The organism is Paenibacillus sp. FSL R5-0908, assembly GCF_038006245.1.
Classification (GTDB): domain Bacteria; phylum Bacillota; class Bacilli; order Paenibacillales; family Paenibacillaceae; genus Paenibacillus_AQ; species Paenibacillus_AQ odorifer.
The window spans coordinates 1,972,802-1,989,186 of record NZ_JBBOUV010000001.1 but is presented as its reverse complement, the minus strand read 5'-3'; the positions used below and the strand labels follow the sequence as shown (position 1 = coordinate 1,989,186).

Below are 16,385 nucleotides of genomic sequence, written 5' to 3'. Positions count from 1 at the left end.
TCCGCAAGAAGGAGTGATTATGACCCGGAATGTGCAAGATTTTGACCTTTGTCCGCCGACAACAAAAAACCGCCCTAGAGGGGCGGCGGGTCTGTTCATATCGTTAACAATTGTGCTTCTCAGCGTACCGAATGTTTGGATTTATATTCGCTTGGCGTAGTTCCTACATATTTTTTGAACACTTTTGAAAAATAGGTTCTGTCCGAATATCCCAGGCCGACGGCCAACGACTCCAGGTTCTGGCTGGAGATTTTCAGCATTTTGGTAGCGACCTTCATCTTGTGCTGATGTACATAGTCCGTAAAGGTCAGGCCAGTCATGCGCTTGAAATAACGCGAAAAATAGCTTGGATCCAGAAACAGATAACGTGCCATATCAATTGAGGTGATATTATCGCCAAGATGCTGGTCGATATACTGCTGGATAAGCTGCAGCTTGGGCTCCTGCGGAGAAGCTCCTGCCACCTGCTGCTTGCTGCCTGTAATCTGTACAAGCTTTCTTTCCACCAGTTCCATCGTATCTTCAAGTGTGCGGGTCTGCACGAGATAGACGAACAGATCCTCATCGAACATCAGGCTCGTAAACATTAACTCGATGCCGCGGAGCATAAAGGATAAATCCCGGGCGAAATCGCCAGGATGAATAGACATAACTTTTGCAGTCCTAGCGATTTCCTGTAGAGTGCCACGGATGGCTTCAAGGTCTTTTTTAATCACGGCCCGTTCCATCTGCGGGATATAGCTGTCCAGAAATCCTTGGGGTGCAGGCTGGAAACGTGGAGAAGCGATTTGCAGAGTATCCAGAACCGTGTAATCCGCACTTGCATAGAACTCGCATTTGTCCTGAACAATCTGCCGATGGATCTGGCCGATCGCCTGTAGCTCCATTTTCTCTGTGACGGCAATAATGCCCGGTTGAATCTTTAGGAGATGGGAGCATTCGGAACACAGCCGCTGTAAATAATCATGAAAATGAAGACTGGCATTCTGCGCCAGATTCACACGGTAATTATATAAAATCACAATATTCTTTTGCTCCAAGAAAGGCGTAATCCCTTCACACGTTTCGGACAGTTCCAAGGCTATATTGTAAATAGCATATAAAATAAGTGGATACTCACTCTGCTTGTATCGCTTGTCGAAGCTGGAAAAATGAATACTAACCGTGCCCAGCATAAACCACGGATACGTCCAGGATATGCCGATTTGCGCCGCATAAGCCAGTGTGGTTTCAGGCGGAGCACCGCCAATCACCCTTTGCAGCAGGTTCTGCCGGAAGAGCTGGCTGTTGTAGCCTGTCTCCCCATGGCTGATCAACCCGATCTTCGACTTAAGCAAGTGTACGGACTTGGCAAGACTTTTCTCCAGTTGCTCTTCTGTAAGCTGGTCCTTGATTAAATAATCATCTACTTTCAGCTTTACCGCCTGCTGAGCATAATGGAAATCCTCATGACAGGTCAGGAAAATAATTCTGACCTCCGGCTTCATGCGGGTGAAACAATCGGCTAGCTCAATCCCGTTCTTTTGCGGCAAACCAATATCCGTGATCACAATGTCAGGCTGCACTTCCTCAAACATTAATAACGCCTTGGCACTGGAATAGGTGCTGCCGACAATCTGCAAGCTATGTGCCTCCCAGTCAATCATCTGCTGAAGCACTTTGAGCATAGGAACATCATCGTCTATGAGCATCACTTTATACATCATATCCCTCTCTCTCTGACAGATTAACCTGATGATTGCCTTGCGGCAAATACAGAGAAACGGACACCCCACCCTGCGGCAGATTATGCAGCGACAAGCGGGTATCCTGCCCATAGGTCAGCCTCAGCCTTTGAACTACGTTCATTAACCCGACTCTTTGATAAGCTTCATCCTGTTCATTGTCCTTATACAGTAACCTGCGGTTCAGGCCCGCCAGAACTTCAGCCCCTGCACCGCAGCCATTATCTTCAACTTCAATCATGATCCCATCAGGGACCGTTCGCGAGCGAACGACAATACGCGGTGCCGGGTGGTCAACCAATCCGTGGACGATTGCATTTTCTACAAGGGGCTGCAAAATTAGCTTAGGGACGATGAGCTTCTCTGTATCCTTTTCCAGATCGACCTCCAGTTCAAGAGGGATTTCGTTGCGGATCTTCATTATATCGATATAATGGCCAAGCAGTTTGCATTCTTCCCGCAAGGTAGCCGGTTCATTGACCTTCAAATAGGCCCGGAGCAGACTCATTAATGAATCGATGATCCCACTATGCAGCTTATCTTTGGACAAAATAAGACTACATTTAATCGAATTCAACGTGTTGATCAAAAAGTGGGGGCGAATCTGCATAAACAGCGCCTCCAGCTCCATCACCCGCTTCTGTTCCTGCTCCAGCTCGATGTCGTGAATCAGTCCTTGCAGCTGGTCCAGCATAGTATTCAACGTCTGCCCCAGCTCAGCGATTTCATCCTTGCCCTTGACCTCCAGCCTGACATCAAGATTCCCCATCCCGAACTGGCGCACAACGCGCTGCAGCTTCATGATCGGACTATGCAATCTTTTGGCAATCAGCATGGAGGTAGCCGAAAAGACAATAAATAAGAGGAGTACCAAGCCAATGCCACTATAAAATGTCCGCGAGATCTGGCCTGACCATTCTTTCTCCGAAGCTTCATAGATCAGCTGCCAATTGGATTTGTCGATAGCTCTGGCTGTACGAACGCTTCCTCTCGCTTCCTTGCCTTCTGGAGCCAATTCTGAGTTCCCAGCGATCAAGCCTCCTCCAGAATCAAACAACGCAACCTTGCCAAATTCGACAGGTCCGAGCAATTTATTGAAATAGGATTCAGGAATTGAGATAAGCAGCACGGACACCTGCCGTTTCTCCCGGCTGTCATAGATAACTCTGGCAATATAATAGCTGCTGCTTTTACCGGAACCGCTGTCAGCCATCCCAAGCCATTGCAAGGTCTCCGGTTCGTGAATATTGACACGGCTCATCAGCTTGTCCAGGTTGGCATTGATCACGGATAAATTCTCAGTCCCAGAGGAGATCACAAAGTGTTTCCGGTTGACCAAATACATGCGGATATTATTATTCAACGGCTTAGAGTTGATGAGCGAAAACACATCTTGAATTTGCGTAAAATGTACGTAATCCTTATAGCTATTCAGCCGCCCGGTATCCGCAAAAGACTTCAGATTAGCGCGGAAATTGGTATCGTTTACAATAAAATGGGAAGCGAACGTCACATCATCAATAGTTTTATTTAGTTCGTCAATCATAACGTTCAGAAAGTTATCGTTGCTGAGCTGCAGCTTCTCTACCATCGTATCCCGGATGAGCACGAAGGAAATGATCGATACTGCAATCAGCGGGATAAAAATCAGCAAAAGAAATGAAACCTGGATACGTCTATAGTAAGTGAATTTGAACATGTTTTCTCCGCGCCTCTCTCATGCTCTTTTCTTTTATTCTATCAGCCCGTTGTCCAGTATTCATACATTATCTGATTACCGTGACCTTCTTTTGACCGTCTGCAGAAACAATAAGCACTACTTCTCCAAAAATTTGTACGTCTTCCACTACATAGGAATCTAAATGACTGGATGGAATCTCGTGGCTGATCACGATAATATGCTCCTCATCCCTTTCGGGGAAGATGATGCGGCAGGCCTCAGCCTGTGCAGCAGCCACCAGTTCACCTGTATGGCGGTAAATCGGCACCTGTTCGACCAGCGGACAGAACAACTCACCCGCAGGCTGCGGGTACAGCACCTGCATGATCGAGACCGTTCCTTTCCCCTTTCGGGAGTACACAGCATACTGATTGGGTTCCAGCAGATTATATTCGCGGGAGATTACCCCAGCATCAACCCTGCCCTGAAGACCATCAACATGAACAGGAAGGATACAAAGATTGGCTTCCCGCTCATTTTTTGTACGGCATATTAGCGTTCCATCTTCCATCTGAACCGTTCCGGGTGCAAAATGAAAATGCTGGGAAAATGTATGCTCCTGCCGGGAACTGAAGCTGTCCACCAGAAACCAGTAAAAAGGCTTAATAAATAGGATCCGCCTTAACGGGTAGACCGGATCATCCCAATGACGGTAGCCGTCATGGCTGCCCTCTACATAATCAAAGTCCGGATGGCTGATCCATTGGCAGCCCGTTGGCTTCGCAATCTGAGAGAAGGACCAGGTATCCGTGACTTCGGTAAATCCAATTCCGTCGACAGTGGTCGTATTATGGGCAGCGCTTTCTTTTAGCGCTTTTCTAAGTGGTGTATGATCACTATAGTTGTATCTGCCAAGATCGGTAAGCAAATCCCGCCCATAAGCATACAGATCGAAATGTAGCAGATCCGCGTGCCCATGTCCACCCCCAAGCGGTCCGCAGTGAAAATATAGGTACAAATCCTGCTCGTCCCAGCCCGTTCGCATCACATAATGGCCGGAATGTGCATAGGCGTGTGACAAGTTTGGCGGTAGCTCCGCAGTCAGCCGCTCGTAGCCCTCAACTCCATTTATCCCAAACAACCAGGCATTGTCATAATCCATTTGATCGTATCCGCCAAAGCGGAGTACAGCATCCTGAAATAACCAGCCCGCATAAGTCAAAAGCGAACGGATATCGCTGTCATCACTATCGCCAAGCATCGGCTGCCGGTGATTCGGCTTGGCCCAATATAATGAAGCGACAGCCATTTGCTGAACCTTTTGCTGAAATTCTTCCTGAAGCTCCAGTCCGTTCAATCGGGCTAAGCGGATGCAGTCGAGAAAACATACCAAAACCTCATGGTGATAGGTGGGCGATTGCTCCCAGTGGATGCCGTCCGCCATGATCTGGATTCGAGCCGTCTCACCCAGTCTCTCCTTACTGAGCTGTCGCCAGTTATTGGCGCTAGTGAACTCAGGGAAGTAGAGCGCAGTTTGGAACAAACCACAAGTCTCTAACACCCCCCAGTTGCTGATCTTCTTCCAGCCCGTAAACGATAAAGCCAAATATTGGCCGTGTTCATGCAGAGATATCATCACTTTGGCCAGCAGCGTCGGTGTGAGCAGCGGACTATCCTGTATATAAGACAGCGCTTTAATCCAGTTAGCACAACGAAGGCCCGCTTCAATTGTGCGCCATGTCAGCGAATCATTCGTAGGCTTGTCTGGAACGGGGTTACGGTTTATCCAATCTTCAAGCTGGCAGCAAAATGCTCTCGCATAATCCTCTTTACCTGTTATCGCATACGCTTGTCCTAATGCCACCCAGTAGCGGTGGCGATTCAGCATATAAGCCCATTCTACATCCTTGTCCGGAACATGACGCCAGTCAATTTCTTCCTCAAAGGTAACCGGAATGCGGCTGCGCTCCATATCCCAGGGAAAACGAAAGAGAAACGTCTGCTCCACAACTTCATCCGCTGTCTTCATTACAGCTTCCAGCTCGTCTGCACAATAAAGCCGTACATAGTCAATAAGCTGCTGCTTCCGGTTATCCTCTATCCGCCAGCCCGGCATGCTCCGGCGGGTCAAATACCGATGCAATTCAGTCAGCGCATCGTCCTGCCGGGCTTGACTAAGCGCATTCTTCACTAGAGCTAAAGCGGGCAACTCAAGGTCGAGCAGCGCAAAGACGGCATGGGGGGAGATTTGTCTGATATCAGTGTTCATACCAGTACCCCTTGTTGCCTTTTTGCAGCCGCATCAATGCTTCAAGATAGAAATAATCTCCCCAGATCATGAAGTCATCTGGAGACAGATCGCCGCGCACATGGTAAGAACCATGCTTCAGCAGCCCCTCCGCCTCTTCGCCGAGCGTGGAATAGTTCTGCACAAGCGAAGTCATCGACTGCATTAATCCCTGCTGAAAATAAGCCCGCTCCGGATCCTCCCCATCCATTAGCTCCAGCAGTTCCTGAAGTCCGGCTGCTACTATTGCTGAGGCCGAGCTATCCCGGTAAGTATCCGGAGATACCGGAGCATTAAAATCCCAGTAAGCGACATGATCCTGCGGCAAATGCTCCAGAAAATAGCTGGCCATCCGCTTGGACGTTTCCAAATACAACGGATCTTTGGTATAGCGGTAGGATAACGCAAAACCGTAAACACCCCAAGCCTGCCCGCGCGTCCAAGTCGACCCGTTAGTATAACCCTGGTGTGTGGCGCCGCCAATTGGCTCTCCGGTCTTCGGGTCGAAGAAAAACGTATGGTAAGAGCTGTCATCTCCCCGGACCAGATACCGTCTCGTTTTCTCTGCCTGCATAACCGCCACCTCCCGGTATACGAAATCACCGGTCTGTTCTTCTGCCCAATACAAAAGGGGAAGATTTAACAGACAATCAATAATGATGCGCCCGCCTTCCTGAGCATCCCCCTCCGGCCCCCAAGCCTGAATATAACCGCCAGCTGTACGCCAGCGCTTCAGCAGCAGGTCTGCCGCCTGCAACGTCAGTTGACGCGCTGATTCATCTTTATCTATAATCCACTGGGCTTTAGAGGATAACGAATACAGGAAGCCAATGTCGTGATGATCAAGCACGGTCTTTGCCGCGAAACGGCGGCGAAAATCTTCTACGGTATGGGATGCCGCAATACGGAAGCTGTCATCCCGCGTATATTCATAACACAACCACAACATGCCGCTCCAAAATCCGTTAGTCCAGTCGTCGTTGTTATTGAGCTGATAAGTTCCATTCCTGCTGACATGAGGGAAACTGCCCCCGAACCGGTCTATGTTCTTACGTACCTTCTCTATCGCATCTTCAATCGCACTGCTCCACATAAGTTCCTTGCTCCCTTCAGGCTCTTCGTTTCTTACGTTTCATGATAAGGAGAGTGAACAGGATCTAATAGGGGCGATTTTTGCTTTGATGTGCATTATTTTGACTTTTGAATGACGTGAAGTACTGTAAGTTTACTTTCCAATCATAGGCATCAAATCAATATAGTAACAAAAGGTATAACTGTTTATGGGAAAATACGTTAAAATCAGAGAGTGGCTTACATCTTTCATTCTTTTTTAGAAACGGAGTGTCCTATTAATGAAAAAGCTAGGTGCATTATTTTTATCCATTTTCATGGTTATGTCTGTCTTTACCACTGCGCATGCTGCTGAAAAGCCTGTCGGTGTATGGATTGATGGAACCGAAGTAAAGTTAGGCAATTCTAACCCTGTTGTAGAAAAAGGAACAACCCTAGTTCCTATGCGTCCCCTGCTAGAGAAGCTTAATGTAAATATTAATTGGAATAAAAAAACCCAAACCGTAACAGGGACCAAAAATGGACTGGCCCTCTCACTGACCATTGGCAGCACAACCGCAACGGTAAACGGGGAGAAGAAAAAACTAGAGGTGGCTCCTAAAACCATCAACAATGTCACCTATGTTCCTGTCCGCTTTATAGGAGAAACGATCGGCTATAAGGTGGAGTGGAGTCCAGCGCTGCGCACCATCACTTTTGTGGCCAATACTCAAGCTGCCGGCAGCACCGGATTCTTATGGAAAGTGGAGAACAACGGCAACACCGTCTATCTGCTTGGTTCTATCCATGTGGCTAACGACAAAATGTACCCGCTGCGTCCGGAGATTGAAGCTGCCTTTGAAGCCTCGCAATATTTAGGTGTCGAAGTAGATATCTCTAAGATTGATCAAGCTGAGATCCAAAAGTTTATTTTGGAAAAAGGCTCTTATACAGATGGAACCAAGCTCAAGGATCATGTATCCGCAGATACCTATAACAAAGTGACTCAGCTGCTAAAAGCAAATGGTCTGGCGGAAAATGCATTCGATTCCTTCAAACCGTGGGTCGTTACCCAAGGTGTCTCAAGTCTACAGATGCAAGTTACAAGTTATACGGCGGATACCGGCATTGATTTATATTTTTTACAAAAAGCAGGCAAGCTGAACAAACCTATTATTGAACTGGAAAACACACAATTGCAGTTGAATATGTTCGACCAGTTCTCAGATGGATTGCAAGAAAAGCTTCTTGTCGACACACTCGGCAGCCTCAATCAAACGGACAATACTTCCACAGCAGCTTCACTGGATGCACTATCCCAAATGTGGATGCAAGGTGATGAGCAGTCGCTCGTAGCGATGACAAAAGCGGTCGCGCAAGAACCAGAGTATTATAAGGGTCTGGTTTCAGATCGTAACGTCAACATGGTGAAGCATGTAAAAGAATATTTGAATAGTGATAAAAAAGCGACTTACCTTGTCGTCGTTGGCGCGCTGCATATGCTCGGTGACGATGGTATCGTGACCCAATTGCAAAAAGATGGCTTTAACGTCGTCAAACAATAATTGTTTTAGCTAAAATAAACAAGGCTGTCTCTTAGTCATCTACGATGATTTTGAAGACAGCCTTTTATTTTCACTTTTTTTAGCTCAATCTAAAAGTAGAAGTTGGCTTAACGTGCGGACAGCGCGGAGGGCCTTCCGGGATTCTGGAGAAACGCACCCTCCGAACTCATAGCCGTTTGTTCATAAACGGGCTACTTCAATTTTATTAACTGATCTACCTTAACTGGAAGTCCAGTAGCTATTGAACGATTTGCCGCAATCCCGGTCATAATAGACAACGCCCCGTCCACATGGGAAGCCGCACGATTAAAGCGATCCTCTAGCGGACGTTCAAAAATATCACGCAGCATCACAGGATCTCCGCCCCCGTGCCCCCCAACTCCTTCTTCTATCTCCACTTCGTAAGGCGCTGCGAAATGAGGGAAGACCGTGATCCGCTTGTCTTTTAACGCCCCTTCATCTTCCTTGTTTCCTCCGGCATTTACATAAGACTGTTCGACGACCTTTACTTCCATCCGCCCCTTCGTTCCATTAAATACTACAATGAAGCCCTCCCAAGGCAGATAAGCATTAAGTGAATAATTCATAATCGTCTTATTTTTGTATTTGACCATAACCGCCATCGTATCCTCAATGCTGATATTATCACCGAACACACTTTGGTCTCGCAGGTAACCATCCTCATGCTCCGTATCCAGATACATCTGCTTTAACTGCTCGTTGTCTTTAAGATGCAGGGCAAACGGATCATTTTCTGCCGCGCTACTTCCATGAGCACGCTGATAAAACTCAGTCACCCCGCGCTTCTCCGCGTTTTCTCTGCCATAAAATCTTAGATCGCCCATCGCATAAATCGTATCCGGGCGCGAACCCAGCCAGAAATTCATCAAATCGAAATGATGTGTGGATTTATGAACCAAGAGACCTCCGCTGTTCCGTTTATCACGGTGCCATCTGCGGAAGTAATCCGCCCCATGCTGCGTATTCAGCAGCCACTCGAAGTTGACGGAAAGCACTTCTCCAATCGCGCCGTCCATAATGAGTTCACGGATTTTGGTGTTGTGTGGTGCATAGCGGTAATTGAAGGTCACACGCAGCTTTTTCCCAGTCCGCTCAATCGCTTCAAGAATTTCCTGACATTTCTCTTCATCCACTGTCATCGGTTTCTCCGAAATAACATCGCAGCCAAGATCCATCGCCCGGATAATGTAACGATGATGCGTGCGGTCAATACTCGTGACAATTACCGTGTCAGGTTGGGTTTCCTCAATCATACGGTCAAACTCATGAGCTTTATAGGTAGGAACCGCTTGATATTTATATTTTTCCTCCAGCAAACGGTTCGCATAATCCATTCTTGCTCCATTCACATCACAAAAGGCTACAATTTCAGAGGTTTCACGATAATTCGTGGTAATCTCACCATAAAAAAACTCCGCTCGGCCGCCGGTTCCTACGAAAGCATATTTCTTGTTGGACATCAGGATCACTCCATCACTTATTGATTTAAAAGCGTTTTCTTCTTATAGTGTATAGTATAAAATACATCTGAATCTAAGCGATTCTTAGCAGAAACAATAAAATCTTTGCATATATTATCTTCATTATCTGAAAGGAGCAGATTTAGCATGGAACAGGAGCCTCAGCCTCCTTTTATGATTGAGCAAATAAAAAGAGCCGGTCCATTCAGCATGGATTCCGACCATTATCACGATACTTATGAAATCTATTATTTACTCGCCGGGGAACGCAGTTATTACATTAACAATCTGATCTACACCTTGCGTAAAGGTGATCTGATTTTTATTAACAAGAACGAGCTCCATCGTACCACCTCTAAAGGCTCTGCAAGCCATGAACGGATCTTAATTAACTTTGAGGAAAGCTTTCTGCAAAAGACATTGGCGCACTTCGAGCTGCATTTTCCATTTATGGCTACACAAAGCTTGCTTTTGCGGCCCGGAGTACATGAACAGGGGGCCATTGAATATCTACTTTTCAGCATGCTAAAAGAACAAACAGAACCACGGACACAGCAAATCCCCTATCTTCAGACGCTACTCATCCAACTATTTATTGAAATGAACAGAATACAGGAAATAAGCCGTGAGCCCATTGCCCCTGAGAGCAGTGAGAAGCAGCTAAAAGTCTACGAAATTATCGATTTTTTACAAGCACATTATGCTGAAAAGCTTACATTGGAGCGGCTATCTGAAACTTTTTTCATCAGCAGCACCTATCTCTGCCGTGTGTTCAAGCAAACGACTGGCTTCACTATCGTAGAATATCTAAACTACATTCGGATCAAGGAAGCCCAACGTCTCTTGCAGAGCACCAACGCTAAAGTTACGAACATCGCCGAGGATACCGGCTTTGACAGCATCGCCCACTTCGGGCGTGTGTTTAAGCAAATCGTTAAACGCTCGCCTTTGCAATATCGCAAGCAAAACCGCTGATCCACAGTTAGAAATCACAACCGATTCTCTATGTAGCCGCTCCGTCGATCAAAAGTACCTTATGTGAACTGTCATGGGCATACGGGGCATCGGGGGCATCAGGAGCGCCGGGAGCATCGGGAGCATCGGGAGCACCGGGAGCATCTGAGCAACAACAATACCCCGTCACTAGATTATCTTTTCGCGCGAACAAAGTTCATGAGGCTATCGGACCCAGTGGACCTTATTCGCAGCATAATCGCTATTTTGGGATTTTATCGGACCCCATAGTCGCTATTGGCATAAAAAGTTACCTATATTGAGCGTTTTCGAGGGAATAACGTCACTGGAGTCCGGAAATGGCCTCAAAAGGCGATTAATCTGCAAATAACGTCATCTGAGTCCGCATAACTTTGTCTAGCAGGAGTAATCGGCGTTTTCAAGGGGGGCCGGGGGTTTAAGCAGCACTGTAACGCATAACAAGAGCAGCGATCCCCACTAATGGAGAATCGCTGCTCCGCTGGCATTTTGTGATTAATACGGTCGTTTCATTCCTCATCATGCCATTCATTTTGCTTCGTTATGTGATTTCATTTCCAAATCTCGTACGAGCCTGTGAACCTCAATTCCGGCCAGCAGCACGATGCCAATCCCATGTGTATCGTTTAATTGCCAGGTCAATTCATCTTTATAATACAGTTTGTTAAACGAATAACCCGAACCGCGGCAGACACCGTAAACATTGCCTTGTTTGTCAATACAATGACGGGTTAAGCCGCTCCAGCCGTGGAGTGCAGAGGTTACGTATGACTCTGGTTCCAGCAGCCAACCGCAGCGGACGCCTCTAGCAAAAGCATAAATAAACATAGAGGTACAAGAAGCCTCTGCATAGGACTCAGGATCTGTTAACACTTGATGCCATAAGCCATGCTCATCTTGCAGCTTAAGATAGCCTTTACTAAGCTCACGGAAATAATCAAGCAAATCAGCCCGCAACGGATGTTGCTCAGGCATAACTTCAAGCAGCTCAGTCAGCGAAAAAATCACCCAACCATTACCTCTGCCCCAAGGCACACCATTGGGTTTATTAAACTTATAATCATATACATGATGCATAATGCCAAGCTCCGGCTGGAACAGCCGCTCCTTGTAATGTAAAAACTGCGCCGCCGCATCATCAAGATAAGCAGCATTTCCGGTCAATTCATAATATTTGCTTAGAAATGGCGTGCTCATATACAGATCATCACACCACATCGTCTGCTGCATGAAATCAACTGTGCCACTGGTCCGATACAGAGCTCCGTCAGGCAGCCTGCTCTGCACTTTAGTAATGTAATTGGCAATTTCAGCAGCAGCTTCCGTTGCACCCTGTAGTGGACGAAGCTTATTTGCTTCCAGCATCGTTGCCCCGAAGGATCCGCAGTCGTCCAGCGAATCCATCAGCGCCAGCTGATGATTGATGCCTGGAGCGCCATAACGTCCAAGGTCCCATAAGGCATATTCATGCAGCCCTGTACATTGCTCAATATGGTGTTGTGCATATTCGGCATAATGGGAAGCCTTAAGCTCTACTCCTGTTCTTAGCAATCCGTACAGGGTTACGCCTAGAGGGTAATTCCAGCGCCCAAACATAACATTCTCCAAATAAGGCCTAACCCAGCTATTCGGTTGGTCCACCCGCCAAAAGGTTACTTCATCCGCTTCCCCAAATAAAGTATCCATAGAGGTCAGTTCTAAGACTTTCGGCGCTGTCCCCGGGGTGAATAGTCCAAGGTACAACCAAGGATCAATTAATCCTTCGACTGAATAAGGTTGCACGAGACTACTCTGAACACCACCAGACCGTACGTCCAGTTCAAATCCCCAGTTTTCCTCTCCGCAGACGGACTCCACGACGAGATCATGTAGTCCATAACCAAGCTCCAGATGGATATCAAGCATGCCTGTCACGTTCTGGTGCTCAGCTACAAGTTCCCCATTCACATAGATAGAGAATTCAACCATTCCACGATAGCTACCTTGCAGACGAATGTCGTCTTTCTGTAGGCTGTTAACTTCCAGCTTACACCAAGCAAACGCCTTGGCTCCCAGCTTTTCCCCAAATATACGTGAACAGTTGCCAGATGCCTGTTCCTGTGGCGACCATTGCTGTATCGGAAACCAAGCGCAGCGAGCAGTCATTTGCTCTTCAGTGAATTCAGCCTTCAGCCAAGCTGCCCAAGACGTCTGCTGGGGTCCACTATATATCCAACCTTCACAACCGCTTAACTGCGCCGTTGGAGTAAGAAAGTGTACCGGTGCACCTTTGACACTGCCCGTTCCAAAAACCCCTCCGCAACCTGTACCTGTTGCAACATACTCCAGTACAAGATGGTTCCAGCCTTTATCCATGCCCGCCCGAAAAAACGTCCTCCGGTCCGGAAACACATCATCATTTAGATTGGAGCTAAACACCAGACGTCCATTTATGTAAACCTTAACTGGACTGTAGCAACTAACTGAGAAAGGGGCTTCTACCTCATTGTCACTCCACAGCTTTCCCCATACATATACGAATTGTCCCACCTCTAGCTCCGGCAGTCGTTCTTCCAGATTCATATCGTAACGGCAGTCGCGGAGCCGGTTGAAACCACTCTGTGAATGTACCCGGTAAACCGGAGGCTGCGGGGGATAGGCACCGATAAAACGGCTGGCCACAGTGGCCAGTACATTTTCGATTTTGCCCCCATTAGATTTGGCAATACAATCAGGATCAGGAAAGTATTCTGGAATATAAGTACTCACTAAGCGTATCCTCCTTCACACCGTTATTTCTCCACCAGGATACAGCGTCGAGCTGTACAATCTTTTAGGGTGAGGTAACGATTTCTCAGAGGCACAGGTACTAATATCTATCCTCTCGCTTGAATATACCGTTGCTGACTCATCATTATAAATTACAACCTGTTCCCTGCCACATCCCAGAAGATCGCCGTGAACGGCATAACCTTCCTCCTTGAATTCAGCTACAACCCTCATATGTCCATCGTACAAAGCAGGATATACCCCGCCTCCCCGGCGGTACGCGAGAATATAATCCGGAGAACCCTCTTGCCAGTTGCTCACGGCTTCCACTATAGTCAGCCAACCGTCGGTTGTACGTTCTTCTTTCCACAGTTCCTTGCCATTACAGTCTAGAAGAAACAACGCATCCTTGCCCTTCAGCCCTTTGCCGTCATCTTCGCGGATCATTCGGTCCAGACCGGCAACCTGAAGGCCAGGCAGTTCAGGCCGGAATCGGCCTAACGCCAGATGCTGTGACTCTATGGAACCGTCATAACGCCAAAGCTCTTGCCCGTCCCGGTCATACATCACCGTTACGCTTCCGCCGACAACCAGTTCAGGATAACCATCTCCATTCACATCGCCAACCCAAATACAGTCCGCGTGGTCATCCAGATCGTGGCAGCTCCATAATAAATCACCTTTAGAATCAAGCAGATCATAACCTGCCATCACTTGATCCTGTCCATTTCCATGAAGATCGTGAACCCACGGATAATGTCCTACATTGCCTGTATGCGTCCATAATAAATTGAAATCCTTATCCAAGGCCCACAGTTGATGATAACGGTCCTTCAGAATGATGTTGGAAGCATGTTCTTGCCCTGTTAGATTGGCGATGATAATACAATCATGTGCATGTTCAGCAGGTAAGTCGTATATCGACTTAACCGTTCCTGTTGAACCTTCAAGAATATGAAACCGTCCATCCATTACACATAATACTTCCAGCGCCCCATCACCATCTATATCATAAATTTGCGCTGGATAGTCCGAGCCTTGGCTGCCAGCGTCAGGATCAGGTGTGCCCACCTGCCACAGCAGCTTGCCATCCATATCAAAAGCGGTCAGGCATTGCACCTGATGGGGAATATAACGAACATCCTGGCGATTATCCGGCTGAACCAGCAGCATTTCCGCACGTCCATCCCCATTCAGATCGCCAATAAGCATTTTGCAGCGTGGACCGGCAGCGGAAATATCTACTTTTGCCAGCTGATAGACTAATTGTGTGTCCTTCGTTTTCATTAGAATCCTCCTGTCTTCTCTCTTCGATTAGATCTCAGGGAAACGGACGGTTTGTCCGCCTGCTACTTCTATAATCATACCGTCGATTTCCAGCCAGACAGATACCGCTCCCGGATTATATACAAAATCCCGAGCAGCGGAGATAATAAGGGCTTCACAAGCCTTCATATAATGAACGAGTTCAATATTTGTCGCGTACCAGATTTCCTCTAGTCCTCCCACTGCTTCACAGAAGCTTTCCATCAGCTCCCAGTTATTATCGTTATCAAATTCATAACTATGACCCCACACATACATCAGATATAAATACTGCCGTTTATGCAGTTTCACGAACTGCTCCGCATGCTCCAGCAAACGATCATTATGATGGCAAGTCCCCCGCCATTCCAGCCAATCCTCCGGCAGCCCAAAGCCGCCGCCAGTGGTCTGCACCACACGGGCATATTCCATGCCTAAATGAGGCAAAAGCTTCTTTATCTCCTTGTTAAAGGAACCGTTAGGATAAGACATTCCCCGTATCGGCACCTGGAGCAGTGTCTCAAAATACTTTCGATCCTCCATAATCTCATGGATGATTTGCTCCTGCGGACAACGGGCCAGCGTCGGATGGTGTTGCGTATGGACAGATACCTCATGTCCCTGGTACAGCTCAGTTATTTCATCTGCCGTAATACGATCACCTTTACCCAGCAGGCCAGAATTGAGATGAAATGTTCCTCTAATCCCATGGCGGTTAAATAGTCCTACCAATCTTTCGTCAGCCCGTCTGCCGTCATCATAGCTCATTGTAAGCGCCTTATGTCTGCCCTCAGGGTAACAATAATAAATAATAGACATCCATCTGAAGCCTCCTTCGCATTACTGTCCAAAAACCGTCAGATTCGAGTATTCAGCAATCAGGGGTGCCATCTGTCGGAACCCAATTTTCCCGCCTGTCAGTAGCGGCCCATAGGTTTCACCATCATCTATCCATGTAAAAATCGGCAGTTCATTGATTGCAAAAAACAGCATAGGGCCACGTTTCACCACTAACATCCGGTAGGGCTCAGTCATGTCGCTGACGTCCGGAAGCGGATCGGCTGCCTGCGTAACCAGATGAAAACCATAACTTTTGCGCAAATTACAGGTATGAAATTCACGTTCTTCTACCCAACGCCTGCGAAAATACGAGATATGATACGTGTCTATCTGCCCGTGATGGTATTGATCATATTCACCCGTACGGCGAGCAAGCGTGGAATCAAATAAATCCTTCCCACCCTCTCCTTTGGCCGCTACAAACAAAATCGCCAACCCCGGCTCACGCAATGGCCGGAAATTCCAAGATACGGCGAGGTCTGCCGGGAACTCTTCTGGACACCAGAGAACGACATTTGCTTGTTGTCCGGCCTCGGCATGGATAGTACTCTCTAGTCTCATTCGTTGCAAAGGGAAGGAAACCGCTCCCTCTCCCTCCATTTGGAATCCAGCGATATCACTAGTTGAAGCGAGGGGATTATGGTAGATTGGTTTCCATGCTTCAGGGATCAAACCACCTATACCCGTGTCCTGCATCGGCCTAGCCATAAATCATTCCTCCCCACAATGAAG

Annotated in this window: 11 protein-coding genes; 2 read left to right on the top strand and 9 right to left on the bottom strand. The window is 47.4% G+C overall.

Annotated elements, in window-relative coordinates; all coding sequences use genetic code 11:
* Nucleotides 1-119: 119 nt before the first annotated feature.
* From MKZ09_RS08765 to MKZ09_RS08750, 4 genes are all read right to left on the bottom strand, one after another.
* The gene (locus tag MKZ09_RS08765; RefSeq protein ID WP_081394283.1) at nucleotides 120-1,706 is read right to left on the bottom strand and encodes a response regulator transcription factor; all 1,587 of its coding nucleotides are present in this window, start codon (nucleotides 1,704-1,706) and stop codon (nucleotides 120-122) included.
* Nucleotides 1,696-3,423, bottom strand: a complete 1,728-nt coding sequence (locus tag MKZ09_RS08760; RefSeq protein WP_076205368.1) for a sensor histidine kinase — start codon at nucleotides 3,421-3,423, stop codon at nucleotides 1,696-1,698. Before MKZ09_RS08760 ends, MKZ09_RS08765 begins: the two co-directional genes overlap by 11 nt.
* Before the next feature lie 67 nt (nucleotides 3,424-3,490).
* Nucleotides 3,491-5,653 carry an alginate lyase family protein gene (locus MKZ09_RS08755; RefSeq protein WP_076205371.1) on the bottom strand — a complete coding sequence of 721 codons (2,163 nt, stop codon included), beginning with the start codon at nucleotides 5,651-5,653 and terminating at the stop codon, nucleotides 3,491-3,493.
* Entirely contained in the window at nucleotides 5,643-6,764 is a 1,122-nt protein-coding gene (locus MKZ09_RS08750) for a glycoside hydrolase family 88 protein (protein ID WP_076205374.1), read from the bottom strand. Before MKZ09_RS08750 ends, MKZ09_RS08755 begins: the two co-directional genes overlap by 11 nt.
* Before the next feature lie 259 nt (nucleotides 6,765-7,023).
* Here MKZ09_RS08750 and MKZ09_RS08745 point away from each other — a divergent pair, with 259 nt between their 5' ends.
* Nucleotides 7,024-8,286: a TraB/GumN family protein gene (locus tag MKZ09_RS08745; RefSeq protein WP_076138295.1), complete on the top strand. Its 1,263-nt coding sequence runs from the start codon at nucleotides 7,024-7,026 to the stop codon at nucleotides 8,284-8,286.
* Nucleotides 8,287-8,477: 191 nt separating this feature from the next.
* Here the strand turns inward: MKZ09_RS08745 and MKZ09_RS08740 are convergent, their stop codons facing one another.
* Nucleotides 8,478-9,767 carry a Gfo/Idh/MocA family oxidoreductase gene (locus tag MKZ09_RS08740; RefSeq protein WP_076205376.1) on the bottom strand — a complete coding sequence of 430 codons (1,290 nt, stop codon included), beginning with the start codon at nucleotides 9,765-9,767 and terminating at the stop codon, nucleotides 8,478-8,480.
* A 147-nt stretch (nucleotides 9,768-9,914) separates the two neighbouring features.
* Here MKZ09_RS08740 and MKZ09_RS08735 point away from each other — a divergent pair, with 147 nt between their 5' ends.
* Nucleotides 9,915-10,742, top strand: coding sequence for an AraC family transcriptional regulator (locus MKZ09_RS08735; RefSeq protein ID WP_038569483.1), 828 nt, complete (start codon nucleotides 9,915-9,917; stop codon nucleotides 10,740-10,742).
* A 546-nt stretch (nucleotides 10,743-11,288) separates the two neighbouring features.
* Here the strand turns inward: MKZ09_RS08735 and MKZ09_RS08730 are convergent.
* The 4 genes from MKZ09_RS08730 to MKZ09_RS08715 are packed head-to-tail and all read right to left on the bottom strand — an operon-like array spanning nucleotide 11,289 to nucleotide 16,361.
* Nucleotides 11,289-13,508 carry a glycoside hydrolase family 88/105 protein gene (locus MKZ09_RS08730; RefSeq protein ID WP_179089567.1) on the bottom strand — a complete coding sequence of 740 codons (2,220 nt, stop codon included), beginning with the start codon at nucleotides 13,506-13,508 and terminating at the stop codon, nucleotides 11,289-11,291.
* Nucleotides 13,509-13,523: 15 nt separating this feature from the next.
* Nucleotides 13,524-14,795, bottom strand: coding sequence for an FG-GAP repeat protein (locus MKZ09_RS08725; protein WP_076205378.1), 1,272 nt, complete (start codon nucleotides 14,793-14,795; stop codon nucleotides 13,524-13,526).
* A 27-nt stretch (nucleotides 14,796-14,822) separates the two neighbouring features.
* Nucleotides 14,823-15,632: a polysaccharide deacetylase family protein gene (locus MKZ09_RS08720; RefSeq protein ID WP_076205380.1), complete on the bottom strand. Its 810-nt coding sequence runs from the start codon at nucleotides 15,630-15,632 to the stop codon at nucleotides 14,823-14,825.
* 21 nt (nucleotides 15,633-15,653) lie between these two features.
* Nucleotides 15,654-16,361 (bottom strand): DUF1961 family protein, encoded by a 708-nt coding sequence (locus MKZ09_RS08715; protein WP_232061204.1) that lies wholly within the window; start codon nucleotides 16,359-16,361, stop codon nucleotides 15,654-15,656.
* Nucleotides 16,362-16,385 lie beyond the last annotated feature (24 nt).